Here is a 24,822-nt window from a genome sequence, read left to right on the forward strand (position 1 = left end):
CGATGCCCGTCCAGGCGTCGCGGGTGGTGCGCCAGCCCCACGAGAACGTAGGAACCGGCGCGTGCCGCGGCCGGCTTACAGGCCGGCGATGCGGGCATCATAACCCGCGCGCAGGCGCTCATAAACGGGGCCGGGCTTGCCCGAACCCACCGGCTTGCCGTCCAGCGCGACGATGGGCAGCACTTCCTTGGTGGCCGAGGACAGCAGCAGCTCGTCCGCGTTTTCCACTTCCTCGCGGCCGATGCGGCGCGACTCGAAAGGAATGCCTGCCTCGGCGGCCAGCTCGCCCATCAAGCCGTAGCGGATGCCTTCCAGGATCAGGTTGTTCTTGGGCGGAGCCAGCAGCTTGCCGCCGGATACCACCCAGATATTGGTGGACGAGCCCTCGGTCAGGAAGCCGTCGCGGAACTGCACCACTTCATCGACCTGAGCGTCCACGGCCTGCTGCTTAGCCAGCACGTTGCCCAGCAGCGACACGGACTTGATCTCGCAGTGCAGCCAGCGCTCGTCGGGAATGCTGATGGCCGTCATGCCGCTGGCGCGCTGCGCAGCCGACGGCGGCGCCCAGGGCGAGACCATGCCGAACACCGTGGGCGGCACGGGCTGGGCGGGGAACTGGTGATCGCGCTTGGCCACGCCGCGCGTCACCTGCAGGTAGACGATGCAGGTGTCCTGGATATTGCGGGCCAGCAGCTCATTGATCAGCTGGACCCAGCCGTCCCGGTCGTGAGGCTGGGCGATGCGCAGCGCCGCCAGGCTGCGGTCCAGACGGTTCAGGTGCTCGGCCATGCGGAAGGCCTTGCCGCGGTATACCGGCACGACTTCATAGATGCCGTCGCCGAAGATGAAGCCCCGGTCCAGCACGGAGATCCTGGCCTCGTCGATACGCAGGAAATCACCATTGAGATAAACCTGGCTGTCGCCCTGCACGCCCGGAATCATGAAACCCCCAAGAATATGAATTGAACAGGGCCGCGCCGCCCGGCGCGCGCCCAAATGGAGAACGGGCGCCCCCGAAGGGAAACGCCCGTAGCAAGCTTACACCCGCGCCGCCAGCGGCGGCGCGGAAACAATGAGGTTCTTCAGGTCACGAGACAACGCAACCACAGCCAAGAAGACTCAAGAGAGTGCGAGGCACGCGCCCCCGCCAGCCACCACCGCCCCACAAGCCAGGCCACACGGATCCGGCTCCGCCGGTCCGTCGTGGCGCCCCCTTGAGGGGGAAGCGCCAAGGGCGCTTCGGGGGTGGACTAATTGAACCAGCGCTTGACGGTATCGACCATGCGGCCGAAGAAGCCCGCGCGCTCGACCGCGTCCTGCACCACCAGCGGCTCGGTGCGCAGCACCTTGCCGTCCAGCGTGAATTGCAGGGTGCCGACCTGCTGGCCCTTGGCCAGCGGCGCGATCAGCGGATCGTTGCGCTGCGCCACCGGCTTGAGCTCGCCGGCCTTGCCGCGCGGCACGGCGATCGAGACCGGGTTGGGCGGGCCGAGCTTGACGGTTTCGACGGTGCCTTCCCAGACGCGGGCGTCGATGCCCGGCTGGCTCTTGTCGAACAGCTTGACCGTGTCGAAGTTCTGGAAGCTCCAGTTCAGCAGCTTCAGGCTTTCCTCGGCGCGCGTGGCTTCGCTGTCGGTGCCCACCACCACCACCAGGATGCGGCGGTCGCCGCGCATGGCGGTCGACACCAGGCAGTAGCCGGCCGAATCGGTGTGGCCGGTCTTCATGCCGTCGACCGAGGGGTCGGCCCACAGCAGGCGGTTGCGGTTGGGCTGGGTGATCTTGTTGTAGGTGTAGCTCTTCTGCTTGTAGTAGTGGAAGAACTGCGGATGGTCGGTGATCAGGTGCGAGGACAGCGTGGCCAGGTCGCGCACGCTGGTGGTGTGCTGCGGATCGGGCAGGCCGGTGGCGTTCATGAAGTGCGTGCTCTTCATGCCCAGGCGCTCGGCTTCCTGGTTCATCAGCGCGGCGAAGGCGGTCTCGCTGCCGCCCACGGCCTCGGCCAGCGCGACCGAGGCGTCGTTGCCCGACTGCACGATCATGCCCTGGTTCAGCTCGTCCACCGTGACCGGCTTGCGCGGCTCGATGAACATGCGCGAGCCGCCGGTGCGCCAGGCGTGCTCGGACACGGGCACGGTCTGCTCCAGCGTCAGGCGCTTTTCCTCGAGCGCATTGAAGACCACGTAGGCAGTCATGATCTTGGTCAGCGAGGCCGGCTCGACTTTCTGGTCCGGGTTGGACGCAGCCAGCAGCTGGCCGCTGTTCACGTCGATGACGATCCAGGCTCTGGCGGCGATGGTGGGCGCGGGCACGGCTGACACGTCGCCCACCGGCACCACTCCCGTCGTCGCCGGCACGGCGGCCGCGGGCGCGGTCGCGGCGGCGGGCGCCTGTTGCTGCGCCAGGACCGGCGCGCCGGCGGCGAGCAGCGCGGCCAACACGGCGCCCGACAGGGCACGGCGGGCAAAGACAACGGGGGATTGGGCGGAGTAAGGCAAATTCTTCATCGGCAACGTGGGTCCAGGAAAGACGCCCGCCGGCGCGGGGCAAGTGGCTGACAATTATAGGCAGTCGATAGGACCCGCCCCGCGCGCAAGGGGTTCCCCGTGCGCTCCAACATGCAACCTGTTGCAACGCCGCGCGGCCGCCGCACCGCGATCAGGCGCCCGTCAGCCCAGCGCGACCGTCAGGCGCGCCTGCACCAGTTCGCGCAGCACCAGCAGCTTGCCATGGAAGAAATGCGAGGCGCCCGGGATCACGACCACCGGAATCGAGCGCGGCCGCGCCCAGTCCATGGCCTCGGACAAGGGCACGACCTCGTCCTGCTCGCCATGCACCATCAGCGTGTCGCCCGGCACCTGCACCTCGTGCGACTGGAACCGGTTCACCGCCGGACCCATCAGCATCAGCGCCGAGGGCAGCGGCGCATCGCCCTGCTCGGCCAGCGCCGCATAGGTCTGCGCGGCGACGGCGGTGCCGAAGGAAAAACCGGCCAGCACCCAGGGCGCCTGCGCCAGCTCGGGATGCTGCTCGCGCACCTGCGCCACCAGGGCCAGCATGTCGCGGGTCTCGCCCACGGACTTGTCGAATTCGCCTTCCGACAGGCCGACGCCACGGAAATTGGGGCGCACCGCGACCAGGCCATGCTGCACGCAGGCCCGCGCGATGGTGGTGACCACCTTGTTCTCGCGCGCGCCGCCTTGCAGCGGATGCGGGTGCAGCACCAGCGCCCAGCCCCGCGGCGTGCCGTCGGGCCAATCGACGGCGCAATCGATGCGGCCAGCGGCGCCGGTGTAAGCCAGGGTTTCGGTGCGTGCGGACATGGGCGGACTCAAGCGGTGTAGCGGAAAGCAGCGATGTTAACCGGCGGACGGCAGCGCGGTCGCCAGCCATTGCGCCAGTTGGTCGGCGGCGTCGTCGGTCGCCTGGCGCAGCGCGGCCACACCGCCGGCCGCGTCCTGCGTCGGCGCGGGCGCCTGGACGGCGATGCGGGTCTGGCCCAGCACCTTGTGCCCGTTCACCAGCACCGCCTGCAGCACTACGCGGCCCTGGCTGGACGCGCCGTCCGGCGCGAAGACCTGCTCGAACTGCTGCAGCTGGACCTGCAGCTGCGGCGTCTGGCCGTTGACCCGTTCGCCCAGCACCGGCCCCTGGCGCGACAGGCGCTCGGTCAGGCGCTGACGCACCAGGTCCGACGGCGAGGAAGCCCAGCGGTAGGTGGCATAGGATTTGGGCGCCGCGCTGTCGCCGACGCGCCAGATGATGCCTGAGTCCGACAGCGCGGGCACCGACGTGTAGGCCAGCGCGATCGGCGCGCGCGCCGGCAGCTGCAAGGCGGGCCGCAGGTCAGCTCCCAGATCGAACACGGACGGCGGCGTGCCGACGCGGCCCACGCCGCAGCCGGCCAAAGCCAGCGTCAAGACCAGAAACGCGCTGCGCATCTTCATTTGGACGTGCTCCCAAAGCCGGCGAATCCGGCTTCGCCGGGTCCGGGCGCCGCCGGCGCGGGGCCGAACAGCAAGGATTGCGGCGTGCTGTCCACACGGCGCAGGGTGGAGGTGGCGCCGCGGGCGGCCTGGCCGATGTTCTGGGCCATGCCGGTAATGGCCGGCAGGGTCTCGCCGTCCAGCCGCGCCGCGGCCGACGCGATGTCGCTCAGGCTGCGCGTGGCGGTGGCCAGCGGGCCGTCGGGCGCGTTCAGGCGGGCCAGGGACTGGCGCGCCTGCTGCGCCAGATCGCCCACTTCGCGCGCGGCGCGGCCGGCTTGGCGCGAGGCGTCGCCCAGCGAATCGACCAGCGGCCCGATCTTGGCCATGGCCGGCTGCAACTCGCGGCTGGCGTTCTTGAGCGACTCGGTCAGCTCGCCGGCGTTGCGCAGCGCCGTGCCCAGCGCCTGCACGTTCTGCTCGCTCAGCACCAGCTTGAGTTGGTTGGTCGCTTCCTCGACGTTCGAGATCAGCTTGCCGCCGCGCTGCTCGAGCCGTTCGAAAAAGCCCGGTCGCAGCGGAATCGCGGCGGGCTCCGCCGCGGTCGAGGTCAGCCGCCTGAGCGAGCTGCCGTCGTCGCGCAGCTCAACGTTGGCCAAGCCCGTCACGCCCTGCACGCCCAGTTCGGCCCAGGTCGATTCGGTGATCGGCGTGGACGGCGCCACGCCGATGCGGATGCGCACCTGGCCCGGCTTGTCGGGGTTCAGCGCCAGCGACTGCACCTTGCCCACCGGCACGCCCTGGTAGCGCACGGTCGACTGCGAGTTCAGGCCGCTGACGGCGGTGGCGGAGACGATTTCATATGGCTGCAGCTGGGTCCGGTCCCGTCCGATCCAGATGGCCACCAGCGCGGCGGCGGCCAGCAAGACCAGCGTGAAGATACCGGCCATGAGCGCATGACTACGGTTTTCCATGTTGCAATCCCTTCGGCGCCAGGTCCCCGAGCGCGCGCAGGCCGCGTTCGCCCAAGAAGAATGTATGAATGAACGGGTGGTCGAATTTCAGGACTTCCGGCACCGTGTCGCACACGATCACCCGCTTGTCCGCCAGCACCGCCACGCGCGTGGCCAGCGCCAGCAGCGTGTCCAGATCGTGCGTCACCATGACGACGGTGAAGCCCAGCTGCCGGTGCAGGCTGCGCACCAGGTCGACGAACTCGTCCGAGCGCAGCGGATCCAGCCCCGCGGTGGGCTCGTCCAGGAACACCAGCTCGGGATCCAGCGACAGCGCACGCGCCAGCGCCACCCGCTTGACCATGCCGCCGGACAGGTCCGACGGCCGCTTGCCGGCATCCTGCGCCGACAGGCCCACCATGGCCAGCCGGCACATCACCACGTCGTGCACCAGATCTTCGGGAATGGCGCGCAGTTCGCGCAGCGGCAGGGCCACGTTGTCGTAGACCGACAGCGCCGAGAACAGCGCCCCGGCCTGGAACAGCATGCCCCAACGGTACGACAGGCGCCGCCGCTCGGCCGGCGCGAGGTCGAACAGGGACTGTCCCAGCACGCGCACGGAACCGGCCGCCGGCCGCTCCAGGCCGATGATCTGCCGCAGCAGCACCGTCTTGCCCGTGCCCGAACCGCCCACCAGCACCATGATCTCGCCGCGAAAGACGGTCAGGTCCAGGTTGTCGTGCACCACGTGGTCGCCGAAGGCCGTGCGCAGGCCGCGCACCGAGATCACCGGTTCCGTGGTGACGCCGTCCTCGGCGAACAGGCGGTTCTGGGTCGCGGCGTTCATCGGCCCCGTCCCATCAGATGCCCACCGTGCTGAAGATCACCGCGTACAGGGCGTCCAGCAGGATCACGCCCGTGATGGAGGTGACCACGGAGGTGGTGGTGCCGCGCCCCAGGCTTTCGGTGTTGGGCTGGATGCGCAGGCCGAAATGGCAGGCGATCAGCGCGATCAGCACGCCGAAAGTCACTCCCTTGAGGATGCCGATCCAGTAATTGGTGAGCGAGATCGCGTCCGGCAGCGAGGTCAGGAACCATTGCGCCGACACGCCCAGCTGCGCCTGCGCCGCCAGCATGCCGCCCAGCAGCGCCATGGCGTCGGTCCACAGCACCAGCAGCGGCATGACCACCGCCAGCGCCACGACGCGCGGCAGGATCAGGCGCTGCCCGTGCGAGATGCCCATGACCAGCATGGCATCCAGCTCCTGGGTCACCCGCATCACGCCGATCTGGGCGGTGATGGCCGAGCCCGACCGGCCCGCCACCAGGATGGCGGCCAGCACCGGCCCCAGCTCGCGCACGATGGACACGCCCAGCAGGCGCACGATGAAGCGGTCGGCGCCGACCATCTGCAATTGCTGCGCCGACAAATAGGACAAGACGATACCAATCAGGAAGCCCACCAGCGCCGTGATGCCCAGCGCCTGCGCGCCGGCCCGGTACACCTGGGCCGAGATCTCGCGCCATGGCCCCAGCCTCGGACGGCGCAGCATGGCGCCCAGATCCAGGATCAGCTGTCCCAGCATGATGAGCAGCGCGCGGCCATTGCCGGCCGCGCGGAACACGGCATCCCCCACGGCGCGCAGCCAGCCCCAGGGGTCTTCCTTGGCCGGCACATCGCGGGTGCCGCCCTTGTTCAGGGAAAGCGCGTTGAACACGTCCTGCTGGCCGGCCGCCCAGCGCACGCGCTCCGGCAGGCGTTCGCCCCAGGCCTGCCAGATCAGCAGCGCGCCGATGGTGTCCAGCCGGCTGATGCCGTGCAGATCCCAGCGCACGCCCTCGCCGCCCGCGGCGCGGGCCATGGCCTCGCGCCGGCGCTCGACCTCGCCGGGCTGGGCCAGCGCCAGCACGCTCCAGTCTCCCGCAACATGGCACACCCCGCCTTCCTTGCGGAAAGGCGCGGCGCCGGGGGGACATGGGTTGGAATGGGGCATAGGGAAGACACACCGATGCAAAAATGTATCCGCCATCATATACGCTGCCGCGTTTCACTCGCGAGGCATCACCGGCGCCCGCCAAGGCCCTGCGGTCATACCGGGAACGGCCCTGGCCGCCTTTTGCCGGGATCCGGCGCTCCTGCCCTACAATCGCGGGCATGCCCGTTCAAGACCCATACGCCGCGCTGCCCGCGCCCGAAGCCCTGACCCGGGAACTCGGCTCGCGCCTGCCCGCCTTTCAAGACGTCGCCTGGACGGCCAGCACCGGCTCGACCAACGCCGACCTGCTGGGCCGCGCCCGCGCCGGACAAGGCGCCGGCAAGCCCTGGCTGCTGGGCACGCACCTGCAGGAAACCGGCCGCGGACGCGCCGGCCGCCCCTGGCAGAACCGCTCGGGCGCGACCCTGATGTTTTCCTGCGCCTTCGACGTGCACCTGCCCGCCGCCCAGCTGCCCGCGCTGTCACCGCTGGCCGGCGTCGCCGCCTGTGAGGCGCTGCGGTCCGTCGCGGGCCCCGGCTCGCGGCCCGGTCTGTGCATGAAATGGCCCAACGACGTCCAGTGGGGCGACGCCAAGCTGGCCGGCGTGCTGGTGGAAACCACGCGCAACCCCGGCGGCGCGGACGCCGGCTACACCGTGGTCATCGGCATGGGCGTGAACCTGATCGACGCCGACGCGCTGTCGCTGGCCCTGGGTCGCGACGTGGCCGACTGGACCCGCGTGGCCGCGCAATCGGACGCCCGGCCCTCGACGCCCGTGGACCTGGTCTGCGCCTCGGCCATGGCCTGGCACGACGCGGTGCGCACGCTGGAACGCGAAGGCTTCGGCGCCTTCGCGCAACGCTACGCCGACGTGGACGCGTTGGCCGGACGACCGGTGAACGTGCTGGACAAGGGCGCCGTGCTGATGAGCGGCACTGCCCGCGGCGTCGACGCGCAAGGCCGGCTGCTGCTGCGCACGGAGGCCGGCGACACGCCCGTCTCGGTCGGCGAAATCTCGATTCGGCCGCAAGCATGATCATTCTCATCGACTCCGGCAACAGCCGCCTGAAGGTCGGCTGGCTCGACGCCAGCAATCCCGACATGCCGCGCGAGCCGGCCGCCGTCGCGTTCGACGGCCTGGACCTGGCGGCGCTGGACCGCTGGCTGGATGGCCTGCCCCGCCGCCCGCTGCGCGCCCTGGGCGTGAACGTGGCCGGCGACGCGCGCGGCGCGGCCATTGCCGAGATCCTGCTCAAGCGCGGCTGCGCCGTGACCTGGGCCCGCTCGCAGCCCAGCACGCTGGGACTGACCAACGGCTACCGCCAGCCGGCCCAGCTGGGCTCGGACCGGTGGGCGTCGCTGCTGGGCGTGCTGTCGCGCCTGCCCGGCGCGCATCCGCCCTTCCTGCTGGCCAGCTTCGGCACCGCCACCACCATCGACACCGTGGGCCCCGACAATGTGTTCGCCGGCGGCCTGATCCTGCCCGGCCCCGCCATGATGCGCAACGCGCTGGCCCACGGCACCGCCAACCTGCCGGTCGCCGACGGCCGCGTCGTCGCCTATCCCGCCGATACGCACGAGGCGATCGCCTCCGGCATCGCCGCCGCGCAGGCCGGCGCGGTAGTGCGCCAATGGCTGGCCGGCCGCCAGCGCTATGGCGAAACGCCGCAGATCTTCGCGGCGGGCGGCGGCTGGCCCGAAGTCCACCAGGAAATCGAGCGCCTGCTCGCCGACGCCGGCGGCGCATTCGGCGCCACGCCCGTACCGGTCTACCTGGATCACCCCGTGCTGGACGGCCTGGCCGCCATGGCCCGCGCCACGTCCGGCCATCCGGACTGAAGGGACGAACCGTCCATGCGCGTGCTGTTCATCCTGATCCTGCTGGCGAACCTGTGGGCCTATGCGCTGGGACAGGGCATGCTCGGCATGCGGCCCGAAGACGCAGGCCGCGATGCACGCCGCCTGAACCAGGAATTGAACGCCGGGGCGGTCACGCTCACCGGCAGGGCCGCGCCGCAGCACTGACAGCCGATCGCCGCGAACCCGGAGATGTCATGCCGCCCGGGAACCGGGCGGTGGCGCTCTCAGGCCAGCCAGGGCGACAAGGCGTCCATCGTGCGCGCCACGGCGCCGGCATGCGTCTCGAACCACGCCCGCCCGGCCCGCCCCATCGACTGGCGGCGCGCATCGTCCTTCAGCAATTCCAGCGCCACCTGCACCGCCTGCCCGGCATCGGCCGCGCGCAGAACGCCGCCGGCCTCGATGGCCTCGATCGCCGCCTGCTGGAAATTGAACGTATGCGGCCCCACGATGACCGGCACCGCGGCCGCGCAGGCCTCGATCAGGTTCTGCCCGCCCAGCGGCGCAAAGCTGCCGGCGACAATCGCCACATCGCAGGCCGCGTAGTAGAAAGCCATTTCGCCCAGGCTGTCGCCCAGCAGCACCGCCGTGTCCGGCCCCGGCGATACATCCCGGGAACGCCGGACAAAGGGCAGCCCGGCCTCATCCAGCAGGCCCGCCGCTTCGTCGAAGCGCTGCGGATGCCGGGGAATCAGCAGGAACAAGGGCGCGCCCGGCAGGGCCGACGCGCGCTTGATCGCCTCGATGAAACCCGCATCTTCGCCTTCGCGCGTACTGGCGACCGCCACGACCGGCCGGCCCAGCGCCGCGCGCCACTGGCGTCCGGCGTCCACGCGCGCCGGCGGCAGCGCCAGGTCGAATTTCAAGCTGCCTGTCACCACGGCCTGCGGCGCGCCGGCCTGCCGCAGCCGCTCCGCGTCCTGCGGCGTCTGCGCCAGCACCAGGTCCAGGCCTGCCAGCGCTTCACGCATCACCGCGCCCATGCGGCGGGCCTGGCGCAGCGACGATTCGGAATAGCGGGCGCTGACCAGGCCCATCGGCACGCGCTGGGCACGCGCCGCGGCCAGCAGGTTCGGCCAGATCTCGCGCTCGATCAGCAGGCCGCAGCGCGGCCGCCAGCGCGCCAGGAAACGGCGGGTGGCGCCGGGAAAGTCGTAGGGCAGCCAGGCCTGGCGCAACTGGCCGCGCGCGATGGCGTCGGCGAACAGGCGCTCGCCTTCCGCCCGTCCCGTAGCCGTGATGTGCGTCAAGAGCACCGGCAGGCCGCGATCCAGCAGGGCTTGCAGCAGGGGCTGCGCGGCGCGCGTCTCCCCCAGGCTGACGGCATGCACCCAGACAGGCGCGGCGAACGAGGCCGGCGGCATTGCGCCACGGCCGAAACGTTCGGCGGAGAAAATCTGCCACTGCCCGCCGGCGCGACGCGCCCGGTGAGCCATCCAGAGCCAGACCAGGGGCGAGGCGGCCCGCAGCGCCAGGGTATAGACGCCGCGGTTCATGTCATTTGGCGGCCAGCGCCTGCTCGACCGAGGCCATGACCGCCTCGCGCGAGGGCGAGGCGCCGCGGTCGCCGAGGCTGGCGGTGTAGTTCGAGCCGACCAGCGGCGTGCGGACCGGGGTCGAGGCCCGATAGATGCCGATCGTGGGACGGCCCAGCGCGGCGGAAAGATGCGTCAGGCCGCTGTCCAGGCCCACCATGAGGCGGGATCCGGCCAGCAGGCGGGCGACGTCCGTGAGGCTCATGCGCGGCAAGACCTCGGCGCCGTCCATGCCGGCGACCAGCAGGCGCGCGCGCTCGGCTTCCTGTTCATTGCCGGCCAGCAGCTTCAGGGTGCAACCGGCGTCGCGCAGGCGGCGGAACACCACGCGCCAGTCGTCCTCGGGCCAGAGCTTGTCGTCCCGGCTGGCGGACGGCATGACCACGGCATAGCCCCTGTCCAGGTCCAGATGGTGCAGCTTGGGCATCTCGGATACGTTGAGCCCCTCGCTCGGGACATCGTGGACCGTATCGCCAACCGGGGCGCCGCCGCCTGGGCGCGAGAAGGATTGCAGGCCGAAGTCCGGCTGCCCGGCATATTGGTAGCCGAAGGTCAGTGCCGCCAGCTTGCGCTGGCGGATCACCGCCGGCTGCCAGAACTCCACCTTGTGGCGGACGTTGTAGAACAGGGACGCCAGCGGCTCGCGCGCGGAGCGCCAGTCCAGGCCATGGCGCACGCCGCGCGCCTGGCGCACCAGCCAGGCGGACTTGAGCAGAGCCTGCATGTCCAGCACGATGTCGTACTTCTTGGCGCGCAGTCGCTCGCGCAGCGCCTTGCGCTCGGCCCGCACCTGGCCCGACCACCATGCCTTGCGCCAACGACGGTGGGCGACCTTGATGACCTCGTTCACGGCGGGGTGCCAGGCGGGGATCTCGGCGAACGCTTCTTCGGCGACCCAGTCGATTTCAGCGTCCGGCACATGGCGGGCGATATCCGAAATGGCGGGCAGCATATGCACGAGATCGCCCAGGGACGATGTGCGGACAATGAGAATGCGGGTTGGCATCAAGAGACGGGAAAACGGACCAGGAACGGGTAGTTCGCGAATTTACACCACATCCGGCACCGGAGGCCGGCCAGCCGTTGCGGCGAGAAAGCCGCTGTCCGTTGCCTTACCGATCAACGTCATGAAAACAGGGGGAAGCACCCAGACAGGAAAGGCGTAGCGCGCCTGCACCTCGAAGAATACGCCGTGCAAAACGATCAACGCCATGGCCGGAACAAGAGAAACGCCAAGCACGCACAAATCAAATCGAAGCGACCTGGCACGCGCTAGCGCCATCGTCGACGCGGCAAGAAACAGCACAATCATGATTTGCAACATGCCCCCGATCCAATGAGAGGCATTGACAAGCATGCGGGCTCGCGCCTCATAGGCGAGCCGCATCTCGTCGGTTCTGGCAACATGGCTTTGCTGCGCCGCCGCGTCCACCTCCGACACATCCACCCCCATGCTGTCCGCCAAGATCCGATCTTGGCGGTAGCGCTGGGACCCCTCCAACCAAGAAGCAAACCAATCTCGGAAGCCCAGCAAGCGGGAAATCTTGCATGCATACAGCCCAGGCAGATTCTTCCAACCGACTTCCCTCTGCCGGTCCAATATGAACGGCACCAAAGGCTCTGCCCTGCGATCCAGGCCAAAACGCGCGCGGCTTTCCGACCACCGGCCGCAAGTCTCCTTGCCATCCCCCATATCATGGCCAATGGCGACCACTGCGCGCACCACGCCGGGAGCATATTGACTGGTGCGGGAATGATTCAACAGGCTGCGCTCTAGCAAGTTGGCCACAAGGAGCCCGCCAAGCACGATCAGCACCCCCGCGAGGCCTGCTGAAAACCGGTGCCCTTTCAAGCGGCTTGTCTCCTCTGAGGCACACATTCCGTGTTGGATCAACATCAGTGCGACACCGGAAACGATCATCACCGGCGCATAGATCGGGCGCCACGATGCACTCAAGGCTAGCGACAATAGCGCTCCCGTGGCCGTCAGCCAGCGACGCGACGACGGGCCCTGGCATGTGAGCAGACGCATCCCGATCACAAACGCGCTCAACGCCATCAAATCGGTAGCCACCAGCGCTGCCGCAGGGGTGGCGGCAAGAATGGCCAGTATCACCACGCCCGCACCCGAGAGCGACGTCATGCGATTGCCCGGCCACCTGCCTGAAGGCAATATGGCGAAGACTGCCAGGACCGCGCAACATATGTTGAGCAATGCCGCCGCGGCGTACGGCGCAATGCCGGCTGCCCTCATTGGAGCGAACAGCCAACCCACCACACCACCCTTGTGGTACAGATCAGGCGCTTGCGCGATCATCCAGTAATACAGGAAATCGGAAACGGGTTCTGGACGAAACACCATCGCTATGGCCAGGAAAGCCACAATCACGAGCAAGACAGCAGCACTCCGTCCAATCCCTACTTGCCGTAAGCGCATGTCTACCTTTCACCAATACCGGCTACAAGCGCGGCGCACAGTGGAACTGCCTCAAGAGGGGCGCAATTTTACGGAATTTCTTGCTATCGTAATGGACCTCCGGGCGCCAAGCGCCATAGAGAGCCTTTCCGCCTGCGGCCCATGCACCGCCGTTCATCCCGTTGAATAATGAAAATCCTTACCGTATTCGGCACTCGTCCCGAAGCCATCAAGATGGCGCCTCTGGTTCAGGCACTTGCCGACAACCCGGCAATCGAATCGAAAGTCTGCGTAACAGCGCAGCATCGTGAAATGCTGGACCAGGTTCTCGCGCTGTTCGGCATCAAGCCTGACTTCGACTTGAATATCATGAAGCCGGGCCAAGACATGACTGCCGTCACGGCGGGAATTCTATCTGGCATGCAAGGCGTCTTGCAGCAATTTCAACCTGACTACGTGCTGGTACACGGCGACACCGCAACGACCCTGGCTGCATCATTGGCTGCGTATTACCAGAGGATTCCCGTCGGTCATGTAGAGGCTGGCCTGCGTACAGGTGATATCTACTCCCCTTGGCCGGAAGAAGCCAACCGCAAGTTGACCGGCGCCTTGGCGCAGATCCACTTCGCCCCTACCGACACTTCCAAGGCCAATCTCCTGGGCGAGGGCGTACCCGCAAGCGCCATTGTGGTAACAGGCAATACGGTCATCGATGCCTTGTTGACCATCACCGAGAATATCAAAAACGATCTCGCGCTGCGCCAGAAACTCGAGGCCAGCTTTCCCTACTTGCGAACGGACCGCCGCGTGATTCTCATCACCGGTCATCGCCGTGAGAGTTTCGGCGCCGGCTTTGAGCGCATCTGCGAAAGTGTCGCCGCCGCTGCGGCGGAATTTCCAAACGAAGATTTCATCTATCCCGTGCACCTGAATCCCAATGTGCGGGAACCAGTCACCCGTCTACTTCGCGATCTGAAGAACGTCTACCTGATCGAACCACAGGATTACCTGCCATTTGTTTACCTGATGATGCGGGCTCACATCATTCTGACTGACTCGGGTGGCATCCAGGAAGAAGCGCCATCACTCGGCAAACCCGTGCTGGTAATGCGCGATACGACTGAGCGTCCCGAGGCCGTGGCGGCCGGCACGGTACGCCTGGTCGGCACGGACGTGGCATTGATCACAGGTCAACTCAGGCTGCTGCTGTCGGATACCGCGGAGTATCAAAAGATGAGCTTCGCTCACAACCCATACGGTGATGGAAAAGCCAGCGAGCGCATTGTGCAAACCCTGCTGCAGCGTCGTTGAGACATCGACTGGTTCATCCCTGAAGAACGGCAGTCCTTCAGGGACGAGCGAGAAAAGCTAAAGATCTATTCTACGTAGCCGTCAGGATTCTTCTGCTGCCAATTCCAGCCATCCCGACACATATCTTCGATCGAGTGCATCGCGCTCCATTTGAGGATGCGATTCGCCGCAGATACGTCCGCCCACGCCTCCGCGATGTCTCCATTGCGACGGCCTCGGACCTCAAAGGGAACGGAGACTCCGTTCGTTGCCTCAAAAGTCTGGATCAACTGCAACACCGACGTGCCTCGGCCGGTACCCAGATTGAAGGAATGAAAACCGCGAACATCGTTTTCAGACGCCCAGTCAACCGCCTTGACGTGCCCAGCGGCCAGGTCCGAAACGTGGATGTAGTCGCGCACACCGCTGCCATCGACGGTTGGATAATCCGTCCCAAAAACCGGCAACACAGGCAAGCTGCCGATTGCAGCCCGAGTTATGTATGGAAAAAGATTATTGGGAATCCCCAGGGGCTGATCTCCGATTTGTCCGCTGCCATGGGCTCCAATCGGATTGAAATACCGCAAGGCGATGCCGGCGAAATCAGGGTTGGCTTCACAATGATCTCGCAATATCTGCTCCACCATCGCCTTGGTTTGGCCATAAGGATTCGACGGTCCGATTGCGTGCTGTTCCGTATAGGGCAAATCTGAAGCCGGACGATATACCGTTGCCGAGGAACTGAACACCATTTGTCGTATTCCAGCGGTGTGCATTGCGGCAAGAAGATTCAAGGTCCCTGTCACGTTGACATCATAATACCTCAGCGGATGACTGACGGATTCACCGACAGCTTTCAACGCCGCAAAGTGCAATACGCACGATACGGGTTCACCCTTCTCCGCGCATTCCGCAAAAAGGCGCTTCAAGATCCCCATATCTCGAACATCGCCGCGCACGAACGGAACATCCGCGCCAGTTATTTTTTCAACGCGCGCCAATGCCAATTGACTGCTGTTTGAAAAATCATCAAGCACCAGCACCCTGTGACCAGCATCCAGCAGACATACTAAAGTATGCACACCTATATAGCCGGCACCGCCAGTCACAAATATCGTTTTCTTCATTTTCTCAGGGCAGAATACCTTTCTGCCGATTGATCAGGCACCAGCAAAGCCACGCAGCAGGCGGCGCTTCAGAAACTGATAAGCACGCAAGGGGAGGCCCAACAGCTTCTCAATACCTCTGTCCACCCTCTGCAAGCGCGGAATCAATGCCCAGAACCATGTAATCGGGCAATAGCGGAACATCCGTGCAAGCGCAATCTTCTTCTGCACGCCTCGGCCAAAAGACTCTTCTATGATGCCGGATTTTATCCAGTCACTCTTGAAGTTCTTATCGACAACAGAGAAGATTTCTTGCAGCGCGTGGATACGGCTATAGCCCTGCAGCGTCTTGACCTTGCTGACCCATGCCGTGCAATGCCGGGCAACGTACCACATCAACTGAGTACGGTTGCGATCAAACTCGCCCTTCTTGCGATAAAACGCAAGCATATCCTCCAGCACCGGAACGATATTCAAGATACGTTTGTCAGTCTGTTTCATCGACTGGGTGGGTCGAGTGATATCGTAGTTATATAGTTCCTTGTCTACATAGTAGATTTTCTTTGCCACCAGATAGCTCTTGGGAACGAAATTCGCATCTGCAAAGATCACCCCCGCCAACAGGCGCACATCGGGGTCGGCAAAGATGGACCGATGGTACAACCGGCCACAAGGCGTAGCCCAATTCTTGTACAAAAGATCACGATCCTCCCGCCCCAATTCCCGCTCGCCTTCAAACGGCAAGGGCTTGAAAGGCGCGGTACTGCCGGTGTAGCAATAAAGCAAGTTTCCGATCAGCAAATCAGCGCCGGTGACTCGCGCCTTCTCGTACATGAACTCCAGAGAATCCGCATCAAGGAAATCATCGCCATCCACGATGGCAATATACTCGCCAGTCGCACGGTCAATGCCGTAATTGCATGCCGCCCCATGCCCGCCATTTGTCTTTATGTGCGGCTTGAATATATCGGGTCTGCGCGCGACGTATTCGTCAATTATCAATTGACTGTCATCCGTGCCGCCATCATTCACAACCAGCACTTCGATATCCTGCAAAGTCTGGTTCTCCAGCGAACGCAGGCACCTGTCTATGTAAAACTCCAGATTGTAGACAGGGACGACAACGCTTACTTTAGGGCTCATTTCGACTCATCACCCTTGAATTCTTTGTCAAACACGTCAAGCGCGCGCTCAATGATATTATTCATATCGTAATAGCGGTATTCAGCCAGCCGCCCGACGAGCATCAGTTGTTGATACTCCCTGGCAAGTTCCAGATATTTCCCATAGAGCGCGGCATTGCTATCCTTGGGGATGGGATAGTAGGGAATGCTCTGCGCCGGGACCAGACGATCATACGCCTGGGGATACTCCTTCATGATGGTAGTCTTCTCTGGAACACTGGCCATCAGGTACTTGTATTCCGTGATGCGAGTATAGAGCTGCGTATTCGGATAATTGACAGTCGCACAAGGCTGATAGAACTCGACATCGTGAGTTTCCAAATCAAACCGCAACGAACGATAAGGCAACTCTCCGAACTTGTAGCCAAAAAGCTCGTCAATGGGACCGGTATAGATCACGCCGCCCTCGTAGGGCTCGCCCATGAAGAGAATCTTCCCGGAATTCGGCTCAAACGACAGAACATCCACCGCCTTGGTACTGAGGCGCACCTCAATCAAAGGATTGGCGAGCATTCTTTCGAACATCTTCGTGTAGCCATCCTTTGGCAACGCTTGATGCTGCTCCTGGAAATAACGATCGTCATACGAGATATGGACTGGCACGCGCGCCGTGATCGTTTCGAAATCCAGATTCTCCGGCTTGTCACCCCATTGCTTGGTCGTGTAGTTCAGATAAACGTTCTCAAACACGAACTCACCAAATTCGCGGATACGCTCATCTGCATGCTTGCGCAACGCGGAAACCGGCACCTTCACATCCATGCCGAATTCGGCCACCAGCAGAGCCTTGAGTTCTTCCGCCTGATCAGGCAACAGTCGTTCCAGCGATGTCAGGTTGAACGGCACCGGGACCAATTGGTCCTTTACACTCGCCAAAACCCGATGCTGGTATGGGTGCCAACCAGTAAATTGCGAGATGTAGTGCAATACGCGAGGACTATTCGTCCGGAACAGATGCGGCCCGTACTTGTGAATCACAACGCCGTGTTCGTCCACATAGTCATACATGTTGCCCGCAATATGATCGCGTTGCTCGATCAGCAATATTTTCTTGCCGTTTTCCGAGGCCAGGCGCTCGGCCAATATGGAGCCAGCGAAACCCGCGCCCACAATAATAAAATCATACGCTGCCATCATCTACTCCTTCACAACCGATCTGATTGCGTTTTCCATCTGCGGCGCAATCGTATTAATAGAATAATCAGCATAGACGCTGAAATCCGGAGTTACCTTCCCATCCAGATATCTCTTCAAGATATAGGCAATTCGATCGACCCGGAGGTCGGCGATCAGATTTCGGCTTCTTAGAAGGATATCGGCAGTCGGCCCAACTGCCATGGTCACCGCTGCGATGGGCTTCATTGCTCCCATATAGTCGGCGAGCTTGCCAGGGAAGAACGGATTGCATTTTATGCCATCTTCTTCCTCGTTGAACATCCCATCAACAAGTAACAAAACATCAGATTGCCTCATGAGTTCAAGGCTGTCCAGATAGGACACCGCCGATTCAAAATGCACATGATCGGCATTCCTCATTCCAGTATGTGCATTCAAGTCATTCGGATAAGGCGATGCCCCATAAAAGCGGACTTCAAATTTCTGCTTGTATTCCGGATATATATCGAGCAAGCGGTCAACCGCCTGCAAGATTGGCTGCGCAGTACGCTTTACATGGTAAAGCGTACCCAAGTGGGAGAATACGAATTTGGTGCTTTCATTCTGCACGCCAACTCCGTACATTGCCGGATCGAAACAATGCGGAATCACAACCGCCTTGCTCGCGTACTTCGCCAGGTCACCAGAGAACATCAGGTCTCGCTGGTATTCATTATTCAGAAGAATAATATCTGCATTACGCAGGGTCTCTTCTTCGATAAACGTATCCTCCTTGACCAGAGGATATCCCGGCATATGGGCGATATAAGGATTGCGTGCAAACAAGTCGCCAAAATACGCAATCCATGGAATCCCTGGATATTTTTGACGAATGCGCGCCGCAGCCTCGTGGCTGATCAACTCATTGGAATGCGAAATGATGAAATCGAACTTTCGATCAGCGGCCTCAAAAATTCTCAAAACTTCGTTGCAGAACTTCTCGCGCGCAGACACGGTGCGGGGATTTTTGTGATCAACCCTGATCTCCACGCGCTCGATACGCGCGTTCCCGGGACAACGCAATAGGCGATCATCCTTGATTTCCCTCGCGACCTGCGCCACCAGGTAGTCGATGTTCGTGTTCTTGATACGCTTATAGAAATCAATATCCGCTGATCCAATATAAGGCGCAAAGAACCAAGATATGGCGAATCCGTTGGTTTTATTCATAGTATTCAGTGGAACTTCAATTTCTAAAAATTCTCTTCAAGCTTTCCGAGACGAATCTTAGCGAGCGGGTCATACGCCATGTATTGCTATTTTTTATGGCGATCAATTCACTGTTCAAAGCGCCAATCTGGCGCTCCAGCGCCTCTACCTGTCCAGCCTTCAGTTCCACCTCTTCATGTCTCGCATGCAGCGCAGCCTGCATCTTTGCAGTCTCGTCTACCAGGCGCTCATTCTCGACATGCGCGGCCTGCAATCGACGGGATGTTTCGGCCGCGTCAACGGAGATCGCAATGTCATCTCCCAAGAAATCCGCCAGAACCAGTCCCTTTGATTCCATCCAGATCTTTTTCACATAAACCAGGACTATCTGCTCGCCATACCAATACGTCGGATCCATGGGAAAACAGTCAATCACCTTTGCATATCCCAACAGCCAGTCGGGATGAGGCATCAAAGGGATGTTCTCCGACAAGAAGGTGTAGAAGTGCTCGGCGATGCGATCCAATTCGCGATACGGCAAGGTCAAGACCACAGAGTGTTCTGCATGCCGGAACAGGTCCTGGATTATATTGAATGGCTCTGAAAAATGTTCAAGCGTATTCGAGGAGAATACCAGATCGAATTTCTCATGCTGTCCATCGCCATGGAGCCAATCCTGCGCATCAAAATGAACCGCAGGATATGCTGCTCGCGCCTTGGCAACCGCCGATTCGGCAAAATCGATGCCCGTCACTCGATTACGCGCAAAGAAGTCCGCGAGAACCGCCGTGCCGTCACCCTGCGCGCACCCCCAATCACAGACAGACCAATTACCGTTCTTGACGGCAGCCGTCAACCAGACCGGCAAGTTGTCCAACGCCACCTTGGCGAAGAACCTCGATTGCTCCCGGCCTAAATTGGATTCCCAATCCCGCTCGAATCGACCATTCCAATATTCGTGGCTATTAATATCCATCTCACTCATGCCGAGCCCCCATCAAGCGTAATAACAACATCGGGCCGGAAAATTCCCATGAGTTTCTTTGAAGAAACAACTGAAAAATAGTGCGCACCTTCAACATATTCGAAATAGGATGCGCCCGCCGATCTTATATCTTCCAATGCAGCAACCAACAGGTACTTCCCTGGCGCGAGGTAATTTGCAAAACTGAAATTGATCCGTACCTGCGACTGGACATCGTCGATCTCCATGGCGCCGTTTTCCTGTGTACTGGCGACGAGCAGATCCACTCCTTTTTCATTTTTTATGGAAAAAGCCACACCAACGTCGCGCAGATCCACGCCCTTCGGAGGCTGGAATACGATTTTGACGCAAAGACTCTCACCCCAATCGAACACATCCTTGCGCTGACCCACTGCGGTATGCACGGCAGCATGGCTGACCAATCCCGTCTGTGTACCCCAATGCGAGGCCGGTTTTTCATCCAAATGCATGCTCATCGGCTCATCAACGACTGTCGCGTCGGGAGTCGAGTTCATCGTCGTGGTCTGTTGCGGCGCATTTTCTGTTGACGCCTCCGAACCGTTTTCGTCCAGGTAAATGAATTCCGCATATTTGCTGGTGACGTTGGACACTTCACCCATCATGCGCAAAGAACCCTTGTCCAACCAGACGGCCCGCTGGCACAGCGTCCGCACCGAGCTCACATCGTGGCTGACAAACAGCACCGCCGCACCAGCGTTCTGAATATCCTTGATACGCCGCATGCATTTATATTGAAATCTGGCGTCACCTACCGCAAGGGCCTCGTCGACGATCAACAGGTCCGGCGTTGCATTGATGGCGACGGCAAACGCCAACCGGACATACATCCCGCTGGAATATACCTTTACCGGTTGATCTATGAAGCTGCCGATATCTGCGAATGCGGCAATGCTGTCGAAGCGCTCATCAGTCTCGCGTCGCGTCAAACCCAGAATGGCCGCATTCAGGTAAACATTTTCACGGCCGGTAAACTCCGGATTAAAACCAGCACCCAATTCCAGAAGCGCCGCGATGCGGCCGCTAGTCCAAATATCCCCCGACGTCGGCGTCAGAGTGCCGCAAATCATCTGCAGCAATGTGGACTTGCCGGATCCATTTCGGCCAATGATACCGACGGTTTCACCGCGGCGCACTTCGAACGACAGATCGCGCAGAGCCCAGAATTCCTTATAATATTGTCGCCGCCCGAATGAGCACATTTGCAGCAACCGGTCGCGCGGCTTGTCGTAAAGATGGAAACATTTGCTCAGATTATTGACCGAGATCGCCAAGGAATCAGAGGACATCTGCAAACCCCTTCCTGGTACGCTGAAACCACGCATATCCGAGGATAGCGATCAAGCAAGCAGCAGTTGTATACAAGAACCAAACTCGCCATTCAATGCCGACACCCCAGAATAGAACATTGCGGGCTTGCTCAACGACAACAGTCAGCGGGCTCAGATGGAGAAAATCCCTATATCGTTCCGGCAATGAAGTCGCCGAATAGAATATGGGCGACATGAACATCAACACGGTGGTGACAATTCCTATGAATTGCGACACATCGCGCAGAAATACTCCTAGCGCTGACAAAAACCAGCTCACGCCCAAGACCAGGATGATGAGGGGCAGGACTACAATCGGGAAAAGCAATATGGTTGCGTGCGGCACGCCATAGAAGATCAAATAGAAGACGATCCACACAGCCAAGCTGATAAGCAAATGAAAAAAGGCCGAGCCCAAAGCTACGCACGGCAGGATTTCCAAGGGGAAAACCACCTTCTTTACATAGTTGACGTTCGACAGGATCAATGCCGGAGACCGGTTGATGCACTCAGCGAAGAAATTGAAGATCATGAGACCCGCGAACAGGACCAATGCGAATTCTGTTTTCGATTCGGTGCCTCCCGGCCAACGAGCCTTGAACACGACGCTGAAGACAAACGTGTACACCAGCAACATGAAAATCGGATTGAAAAAGGACCACAACAATCCGAAGGCCGAGCCCCGATAGCGGCCCACGACCTCCCGCTTCACCAGATCGCCGATCAACGCTCGATATCTGATAAGTGACTTGAATAGCGAAACGGGCGAAGAAGAATACTTTTGCGAGCTACTCACGAAATCTACAATCCATTTTTTACATGACGCCCCAGCCCGAATGAATAACGCTTTCGGAGCGCGTTAAAAATATAAAAAGAAAAATAATAAGTGCTTCTTGCCACTGAAAAATTCAGGATCTTTCGGTAAACATTCCATTGCCACCGGATTGCTCTCAACTTGTTTGATGACAATGAATTTTTCAGCACGCGATAGTGTGCCAGAGGAGTATCAGGCAGGGCGGCGTGCACTTCCCCCAAAATCTTAACTGCGCGTAACCAAAACACATAATCTTCATGCCCACAGGATTCAAAGCGCAGGTTGGGAAAACTATCCTTCCGATATATACCCGTCAGATGGCCTATGGAATTGGATTTCAGCATATCGCTGTAGCGTAACGATGCCGGGGCGATTACCTTATTCAATAGACGGCCATCACTGGACATCCGCGCATAGCTCCCGTAACAAATCACCGCACCTCGTTCGAGCAATTCCACTTGCGCTGCGAGCTTATAAGGCAGCCAGATGTCATCGCTATCAAGAAAGGCGATGTATTTTCCCCGCGCGATTTCAATAGCTTTATTGCGAGTTTCTGCCACGCCCAGGTTTTGCGCATTCTTCAAATACCGAATCCGCCTATCGCTATAAGCCTGCACATACTCGGCAGTATTATCGATTGACGAATCATCGATCACCAACAACTCCCAGCCCTCGAACGTCTGCGCAAGAACTGAATCTATCGCACTTCTTATGTAACTCTGCGAGTTATAAGCCGGCATCACTATTGATACCAACGGAACATCCTCCAGGCACATCAAGGCACACCCTTGAGCAATTTCTTGATGCACCCGACGTACTCTCCCATATATTTATCAAAAAAATAGGAGGAGTATTTTTCACACCATATCCTGCGCGCATTGCCCGCTGCCCGCCCAATTCTTGTCTGATCCAAATCTTCCACCCACGCCGCGATTGCGGAACTCCCTTCGGAAATTGCCCAACCAGTATCCAGATCCATCACCTTCGCACCAGGGGGTGTACCAACGGTGGTGAGCATACCTCGTCCCAACATAAGATGTTCATAGTATTTGTTAGGTGACGCATACAAGTGATTCGGGACGCTCAAATAGTACATGCCAACTACTACATCCATGCTAGCCATCAAGGTCAAGCCAGCAGAGCTGGACATGGCTCCGTAAAAATGGATATTGGAAAACTCGGTGCCACTGGCGGCAAACATATTTTCCAAGCCCCCATATCCGGCCACATGCAGCTCAACGTCGGATCTCCCCGCACACACTTCAAGCAAGTCTTCCAGGCCTCGATTTCTAGGCTCCAGCACTCCAAAATATCCAATCATCCAGGGACTGCTCAATTTCCGCATGGGCCGGCCATGCGCGCATGCGTTGGGCACATTCTCCAAAACCAGCACATTCGCCTGTCCCGCAGGCAACCCATGCTGCACATAGCGCTCTTCACTAACAATCAAAGTGAGGTCAGCAGATTTGGCGATGCGTGTTTCGAGTGAATCCAAAATTCTCCCGACCACGCCGGATATATTGCGTACTGCGGTGTACTTGTCGTAAATGTCAAACACCAGCCGCTTGCGTGCAATTGCACAGAACATCCAGCTGGCAACCGCGGAATCCAGATCAACGGCATGCACAATGCGCAGGTTCTTTCGTGCCCGCCATAACTGACAAAACAGAAACACGTTCCAACGCACCAAGGCGAGGGCATTTCTCCAGCCCCCGCCCAGCCTTGCTCGAATGGAAAACAGCGTATGCCTGTCATCCTGGGCTCGCACCGAGCCGTCCTTGTTCCAACCAATGAAGTGATAAGAAAGACCTGCAGCCGTCAGGGCATCAAAGTATTTTCCCAAACGCGCATCAAAATCGGCCACGTATGAGCGCGCGAAAAAGATCATTTTCCCTTTATCCCCCGCCGCACTATTTTGGCCCTTTTCTTGATGACCAGCCATTTGGGCATGCGGAACAGCACCAATCTTCGGTATAGGATCACGTACATTGCGGAGAATGCGGCCACGAAAAACATCAGCAGATATTCATTCTGCCAAAACAACACCGCCGGAATGACGGCAAATGACGTGAGCAGCCAAAGATATGGCGACGTCATCGCATTTCGCTGAACCTTGTGGCGCGCATCGCTGGAACCAATCGCCCAGCGTACCAGGCGTTTGTAAATAAGCATATGCAGGTGCACGCCATCAGGCATGCCCGGCGACTGTCCTCGGAGAAATCTCTTCCGATAGATGGAGAACAATGTCTCAAAAACTGGATATATGCATAGTAACAATGGAAACCACGCGGATACTTCAGGATGTCGAGCCAGCATTAATACTGAGACAGCACCAATCATGAACCCGATAAAATATGCTCCACCATCTCCAAGAAAAATCAAGCCTCTTGGATAGTTCCATACCAGAAATCCTACTATGGCGCCGATCATGCCCACCGACGTAATCAACAGCAGCCTGTCTCCCAGATAATAGGAGACATAGGAAAATCCAGCAAAGATCATTGCGCTTATTACCGCTGCCAGTCCGTTATATCCATCAATGATATTGATGGCATTCGCGGCCCCCGCGATGGCAATCATGGTACAGATTAGAGAGATTGCGCCAAATTGCAGCAGCCAGTCGACGCCAATAATATCCAGACGAGTCAACGTGGCACCGCAAAAATAGTACGCGGCGCCACCAGATATCATGGCAAGTCCAAGACGAACCAGAACACGCACACGCTTCGTAACATCTTCAGCAAGTCCGCCCAAGAAGGCTGGCATCGCAACCAACAATAGCGTCAGCAGATCCGCCATTTGTGAACGTTCGCGAAAAGCCACAAGTACGCATATGCCGAACATGGCGACAACGATTGCCATCCCGCCAACTCGGGGCACAGGGCGGACATGATATTTCTGAACACTGGTTATATCGTGATCGGCGGTGTACCTGCCATGCAACGAATTGAACCGGACAAGCAAAAGGGTGATGATCAACGAAATAAGGAATGCGACTAAAACATAAAGCATGGAGTACACCAGCAATAAAGTGGCGCGATTTTATGCGTAAACCCTTTCCAGCGGCAGCTAGCGCTTCGCCACATCCAGGTCAGGGCTGCCCACACCGGTACCCACTTTCGGGGAACGATGAACACCAACGTT

General features: G+C 60.7%; 24 protein-coding genes. 4 read left to right on the plus strand and 20 right to left on the minus strand.

The features are described 5' to 3' along the window. Window positions 1–75 precede the first annotated feature (75 nt). The 7 genes from C2U31_RS03875 to C2U31_RS03905 form a co-directional block, all read right to left on the minus strand. Window positions 76–942: a D-amino acid aminotransferase gene (locus C2U31_RS03875; RefSeq protein ID WP_103271642.1), complete on the minus strand. Its 867-nt coding sequence runs from the start codon at window positions 940–942 to the stop codon at window positions 76–78. 308 nt (window positions 943–1,250) lie between these two features. Continuing rightward, the gene (locus tag C2U31_RS03880; protein WP_103271643.1) at window positions 1,251–2,507 is read right to left on the minus strand and encodes a D-alanyl-D-alanine carboxypeptidase family protein; all 1,257 of its coding nucleotides are present in this window, start codon (window positions 2,505–2,507) and stop codon (window positions 1,251–1,253) included. A gap of 162 nt (window positions 2,508–2,669) precedes the next feature. Next, the gene (locus C2U31_RS03885; protein WP_103271644.1) at window positions 2,670–3,323 is read right to left on the minus strand and encodes an alpha/beta hydrolase; all 654 of its coding nucleotides are present in this window, start codon (window positions 3,321–3,323) and stop codon (window positions 2,670–2,672) included. Between the two features lie 36 nt (window positions 3,324–3,359). Beyond that, entirely contained in the window at window positions 3,360–3,947 is a 588-nt protein-coding gene (locus tag C2U31_RS03890; protein ID WP_103271645.1) for an ABC-type transport auxiliary lipoprotein family protein, read from the minus strand. Continuing rightward, window positions 3,944–4,900, minus strand: a complete 957-nt coding sequence (locus C2U31_RS03895; RefSeq protein ID WP_199770947.1) for an MlaD family protein — start codon at window positions 4,898–4,900, stop codon at window positions 3,944–3,946. Before C2U31_RS03895 ends, C2U31_RS03890 begins: the two co-directional genes overlap by 4 nt. Next, window positions 4,887–5,726: an ABC transporter ATP-binding protein gene (locus tag C2U31_RS03900; RefSeq protein ID WP_103271647.1), complete on the minus strand. Its 840-nt coding sequence runs from the start codon at window positions 5,724–5,726 to the stop codon at window positions 4,887–4,889. The genes C2U31_RS03895 and C2U31_RS03900 overlap by 14 nt, the downstream gene beginning before the upstream one ends. A gap of 13 nt (window positions 5,727–5,739) precedes the next feature. Then, a complete protein-coding gene (locus C2U31_RS03905; RefSeq protein ID WP_103271648.1) occupies window positions 5,740–6,873 on the minus strand; it encodes an ABC transporter permease in 1,134 nt (377 codons plus the stop codon). 161 nt (window positions 6,874–7,034) lie between these two features. Between C2U31_RS03905 and C2U31_RS03910 the strand changes: the two genes are divergently transcribed. The 3 genes from C2U31_RS03910 to C2U31_RS30740 are packed head-to-tail and all read left to right on the plus strand — an operon-like array spanning window position 7,035 to window position 8,881. After that, window positions 7,035–7,892, plus strand: a complete 858-nt coding sequence (locus C2U31_RS03910; protein WP_103271649.1) for a biotin--[acetyl-CoA-carboxylase] ligase — start codon at window positions 7,035–7,037, stop codon at window positions 7,890–7,892. Beyond that, a complete protein-coding gene (locus C2U31_RS03915; protein WP_103271650.1) occupies window positions 7,889–8,695 on the plus strand; it encodes a type III pantothenate kinase in 807 nt (268 codons plus the stop codon). The genes C2U31_RS03910 and C2U31_RS03915 overlap by 4 nt, the downstream gene beginning before the upstream one ends. A gap of 15 nt (window positions 8,696–8,710) precedes the next feature. Continuing rightward, the gene (locus C2U31_RS30740) at window positions 8,711–8,881 is read left to right on the plus strand and encodes a hypothetical protein (protein WP_199770948.1); all 171 of its coding nucleotides are present in this window, start codon (window positions 8,711–8,713) and stop codon (window positions 8,879–8,881) included. 59 nt (window positions 8,882–8,940) lie between these two features. Here the strand turns inward: C2U31_RS30740 and C2U31_RS03920 are convergent, their stop codons facing one another. The 3 genes from C2U31_RS03920 to C2U31_RS03930 are packed head-to-tail and all read right to left on the minus strand — an operon-like array spanning window position 8,941 to window position 12,646. Then, entirely contained in the window at window positions 8,941–10,212 is a 1,272-nt protein-coding gene (locus tag C2U31_RS03920) for a 3-deoxy-D-manno-octulosonic acid transferase (protein WP_103271651.1), read from the minus strand. A 1-nt stretch (window position 10,213) separates the two neighbouring features. Continuing rightward, a complete protein-coding gene (waaC, locus tag C2U31_RS03925) occupies window positions 10,214–11,257 on the minus strand; it encodes a lipopolysaccharide heptosyltransferase I (protein ID WP_103271652.1) in 1,044 nt (347 codons plus the stop codon). Between the two features lie 42 nt (window positions 11,258–11,299). Continuing rightward, the gene (locus C2U31_RS03930) at window positions 11,300–12,646 is read right to left on the minus strand and encodes a hypothetical protein (RefSeq protein ID WP_103271653.1); all 1,347 of its coding nucleotides are present in this window, start codon (window positions 12,644–12,646) and stop codon (window positions 11,300–11,302) included. A gap of 210 nt (window positions 12,647–12,856) precedes the next feature. On the opposite strand from C2U31_RS03930, the gene wecB reads away from it, so the two are divergent. After that, on the plus strand, window positions 12,857–13,978 hold the full coding sequence (gene wecB / locus C2U31_RS03935) for a non-hydrolyzing UDP-N-acetylglucosamine 2-epimerase (protein WP_103271654.1): 1,122 nt from the start codon (window positions 12,857–12,859) through the stop codon (window positions 13,976–13,978). 65 nt (window positions 13,979–14,043) lie between these two features. Here wecB and galE read toward each other — a convergent pair whose 3' ends face one another. From galE to C2U31_RS03980, 10 genes are all read right to left on the minus strand, one after another. Next, window positions 14,044–15,084, minus strand: coding sequence for a UDP-glucose 4-epimerase GalE (gene galE / locus C2U31_RS03940; protein WP_103271655.1), 1,041 nt, complete (start codon window positions 15,082–15,084; stop codon window positions 14,044–14,046). 33 nt (window positions 15,085–15,117) lie between these two features. After that, the gene (locus C2U31_RS03945) at window positions 15,118–16,206 is read right to left on the minus strand and encodes a glycosyltransferase family 2 protein (protein ID WP_103271656.1); all 1,089 of its coding nucleotides are present in this window, start codon (window positions 16,204–16,206) and stop codon (window positions 15,118–15,120) included. Then, window positions 16,203–17,381 carry a UDP-galactopyranose mutase gene (gene glf / locus C2U31_RS03950; RefSeq protein ID WP_199770949.1) on the minus strand — a complete coding sequence of 393 codons (1,179 nt, stop codon included), beginning with the start codon at window positions 17,379–17,381 and terminating at the stop codon, window positions 16,203–16,205. Before glf ends, C2U31_RS03945 begins: the two co-directional genes overlap by 4 nt. Before the next feature lie 3 nt (window positions 17,382–17,384). After that, window positions 17,385–18,572, minus strand: a complete 1,188-nt coding sequence (locus C2U31_RS03955; RefSeq protein WP_103271658.1) for a hypothetical protein — start codon at window positions 18,570–18,572, stop codon at window positions 17,385–17,387. Between the two features lie 16 nt (window positions 18,573–18,588). Beyond that, window positions 18,589–19,536 (minus strand): trans-aconitate 2-methyltransferase, encoded by a 948-nt coding sequence (locus C2U31_RS03960; protein ID WP_103271659.1) that lies wholly within the window; start codon window positions 19,534–19,536, stop codon window positions 18,589–18,591. Then, complete coding sequence (locus C2U31_RS03965) at window positions 19,533–20,843, minus strand: ABC transporter ATP-binding protein (protein ID WP_103271660.1); 1,311 nt, start codon at window positions 20,841–20,843, stop codon at window positions 19,533–19,535. The genes C2U31_RS03960 and C2U31_RS03965 overlap by 4 nt, the downstream gene beginning before the upstream one ends. Then, a complete protein-coding gene (locus C2U31_RS03970; protein WP_233772635.1) occupies window positions 20,833–21,591 on the minus strand; it encodes an ABC transporter permease in 759 nt (252 codons plus the stop codon). The genes C2U31_RS03965 and C2U31_RS03970 overlap by 11 nt, the downstream gene beginning before the upstream one ends. Before the next feature lie 74 nt (window positions 21,592–21,665). Further along, a complete protein-coding gene (locus tag C2U31_RS03975) occupies window positions 21,666–22,487 on the minus strand; it encodes a glycosyltransferase family 2 protein (RefSeq protein ID WP_158658307.1) in 822 nt (273 codons plus the stop codon). Further along, window positions 22,454–23,620 carry a hypothetical protein gene (locus tag C2U31_RS30445; RefSeq protein WP_158658308.1) on the minus strand — a complete coding sequence of 389 codons (1,167 nt, stop codon included), beginning with the start codon at window positions 23,618–23,620 and terminating at the stop codon, window positions 22,454–22,456. Before C2U31_RS30445 ends, C2U31_RS03975 begins: the two co-directional genes overlap by 34 nt. Further along, entirely contained in the window at window positions 23,563–24,690 is a 1,128-nt protein-coding gene (locus tag C2U31_RS03980) for a glycosyltransferase (RefSeq protein WP_103276247.1), read from the minus strand. Before C2U31_RS03980 ends, C2U31_RS30445 begins: the two co-directional genes overlap by 58 nt. Window positions 24,691–24,822 lie beyond the last annotated feature (132 nt).

Origin of the sequence: Achromobacter sp. AONIH1 (genome assembly GCF_002902905.1) — a bacterium.
Classification (GTDB): Bacteria; Pseudomonadota; Gammaproteobacteria; order Burkholderiales; family Burkholderiaceae_B; genus Achromobacter.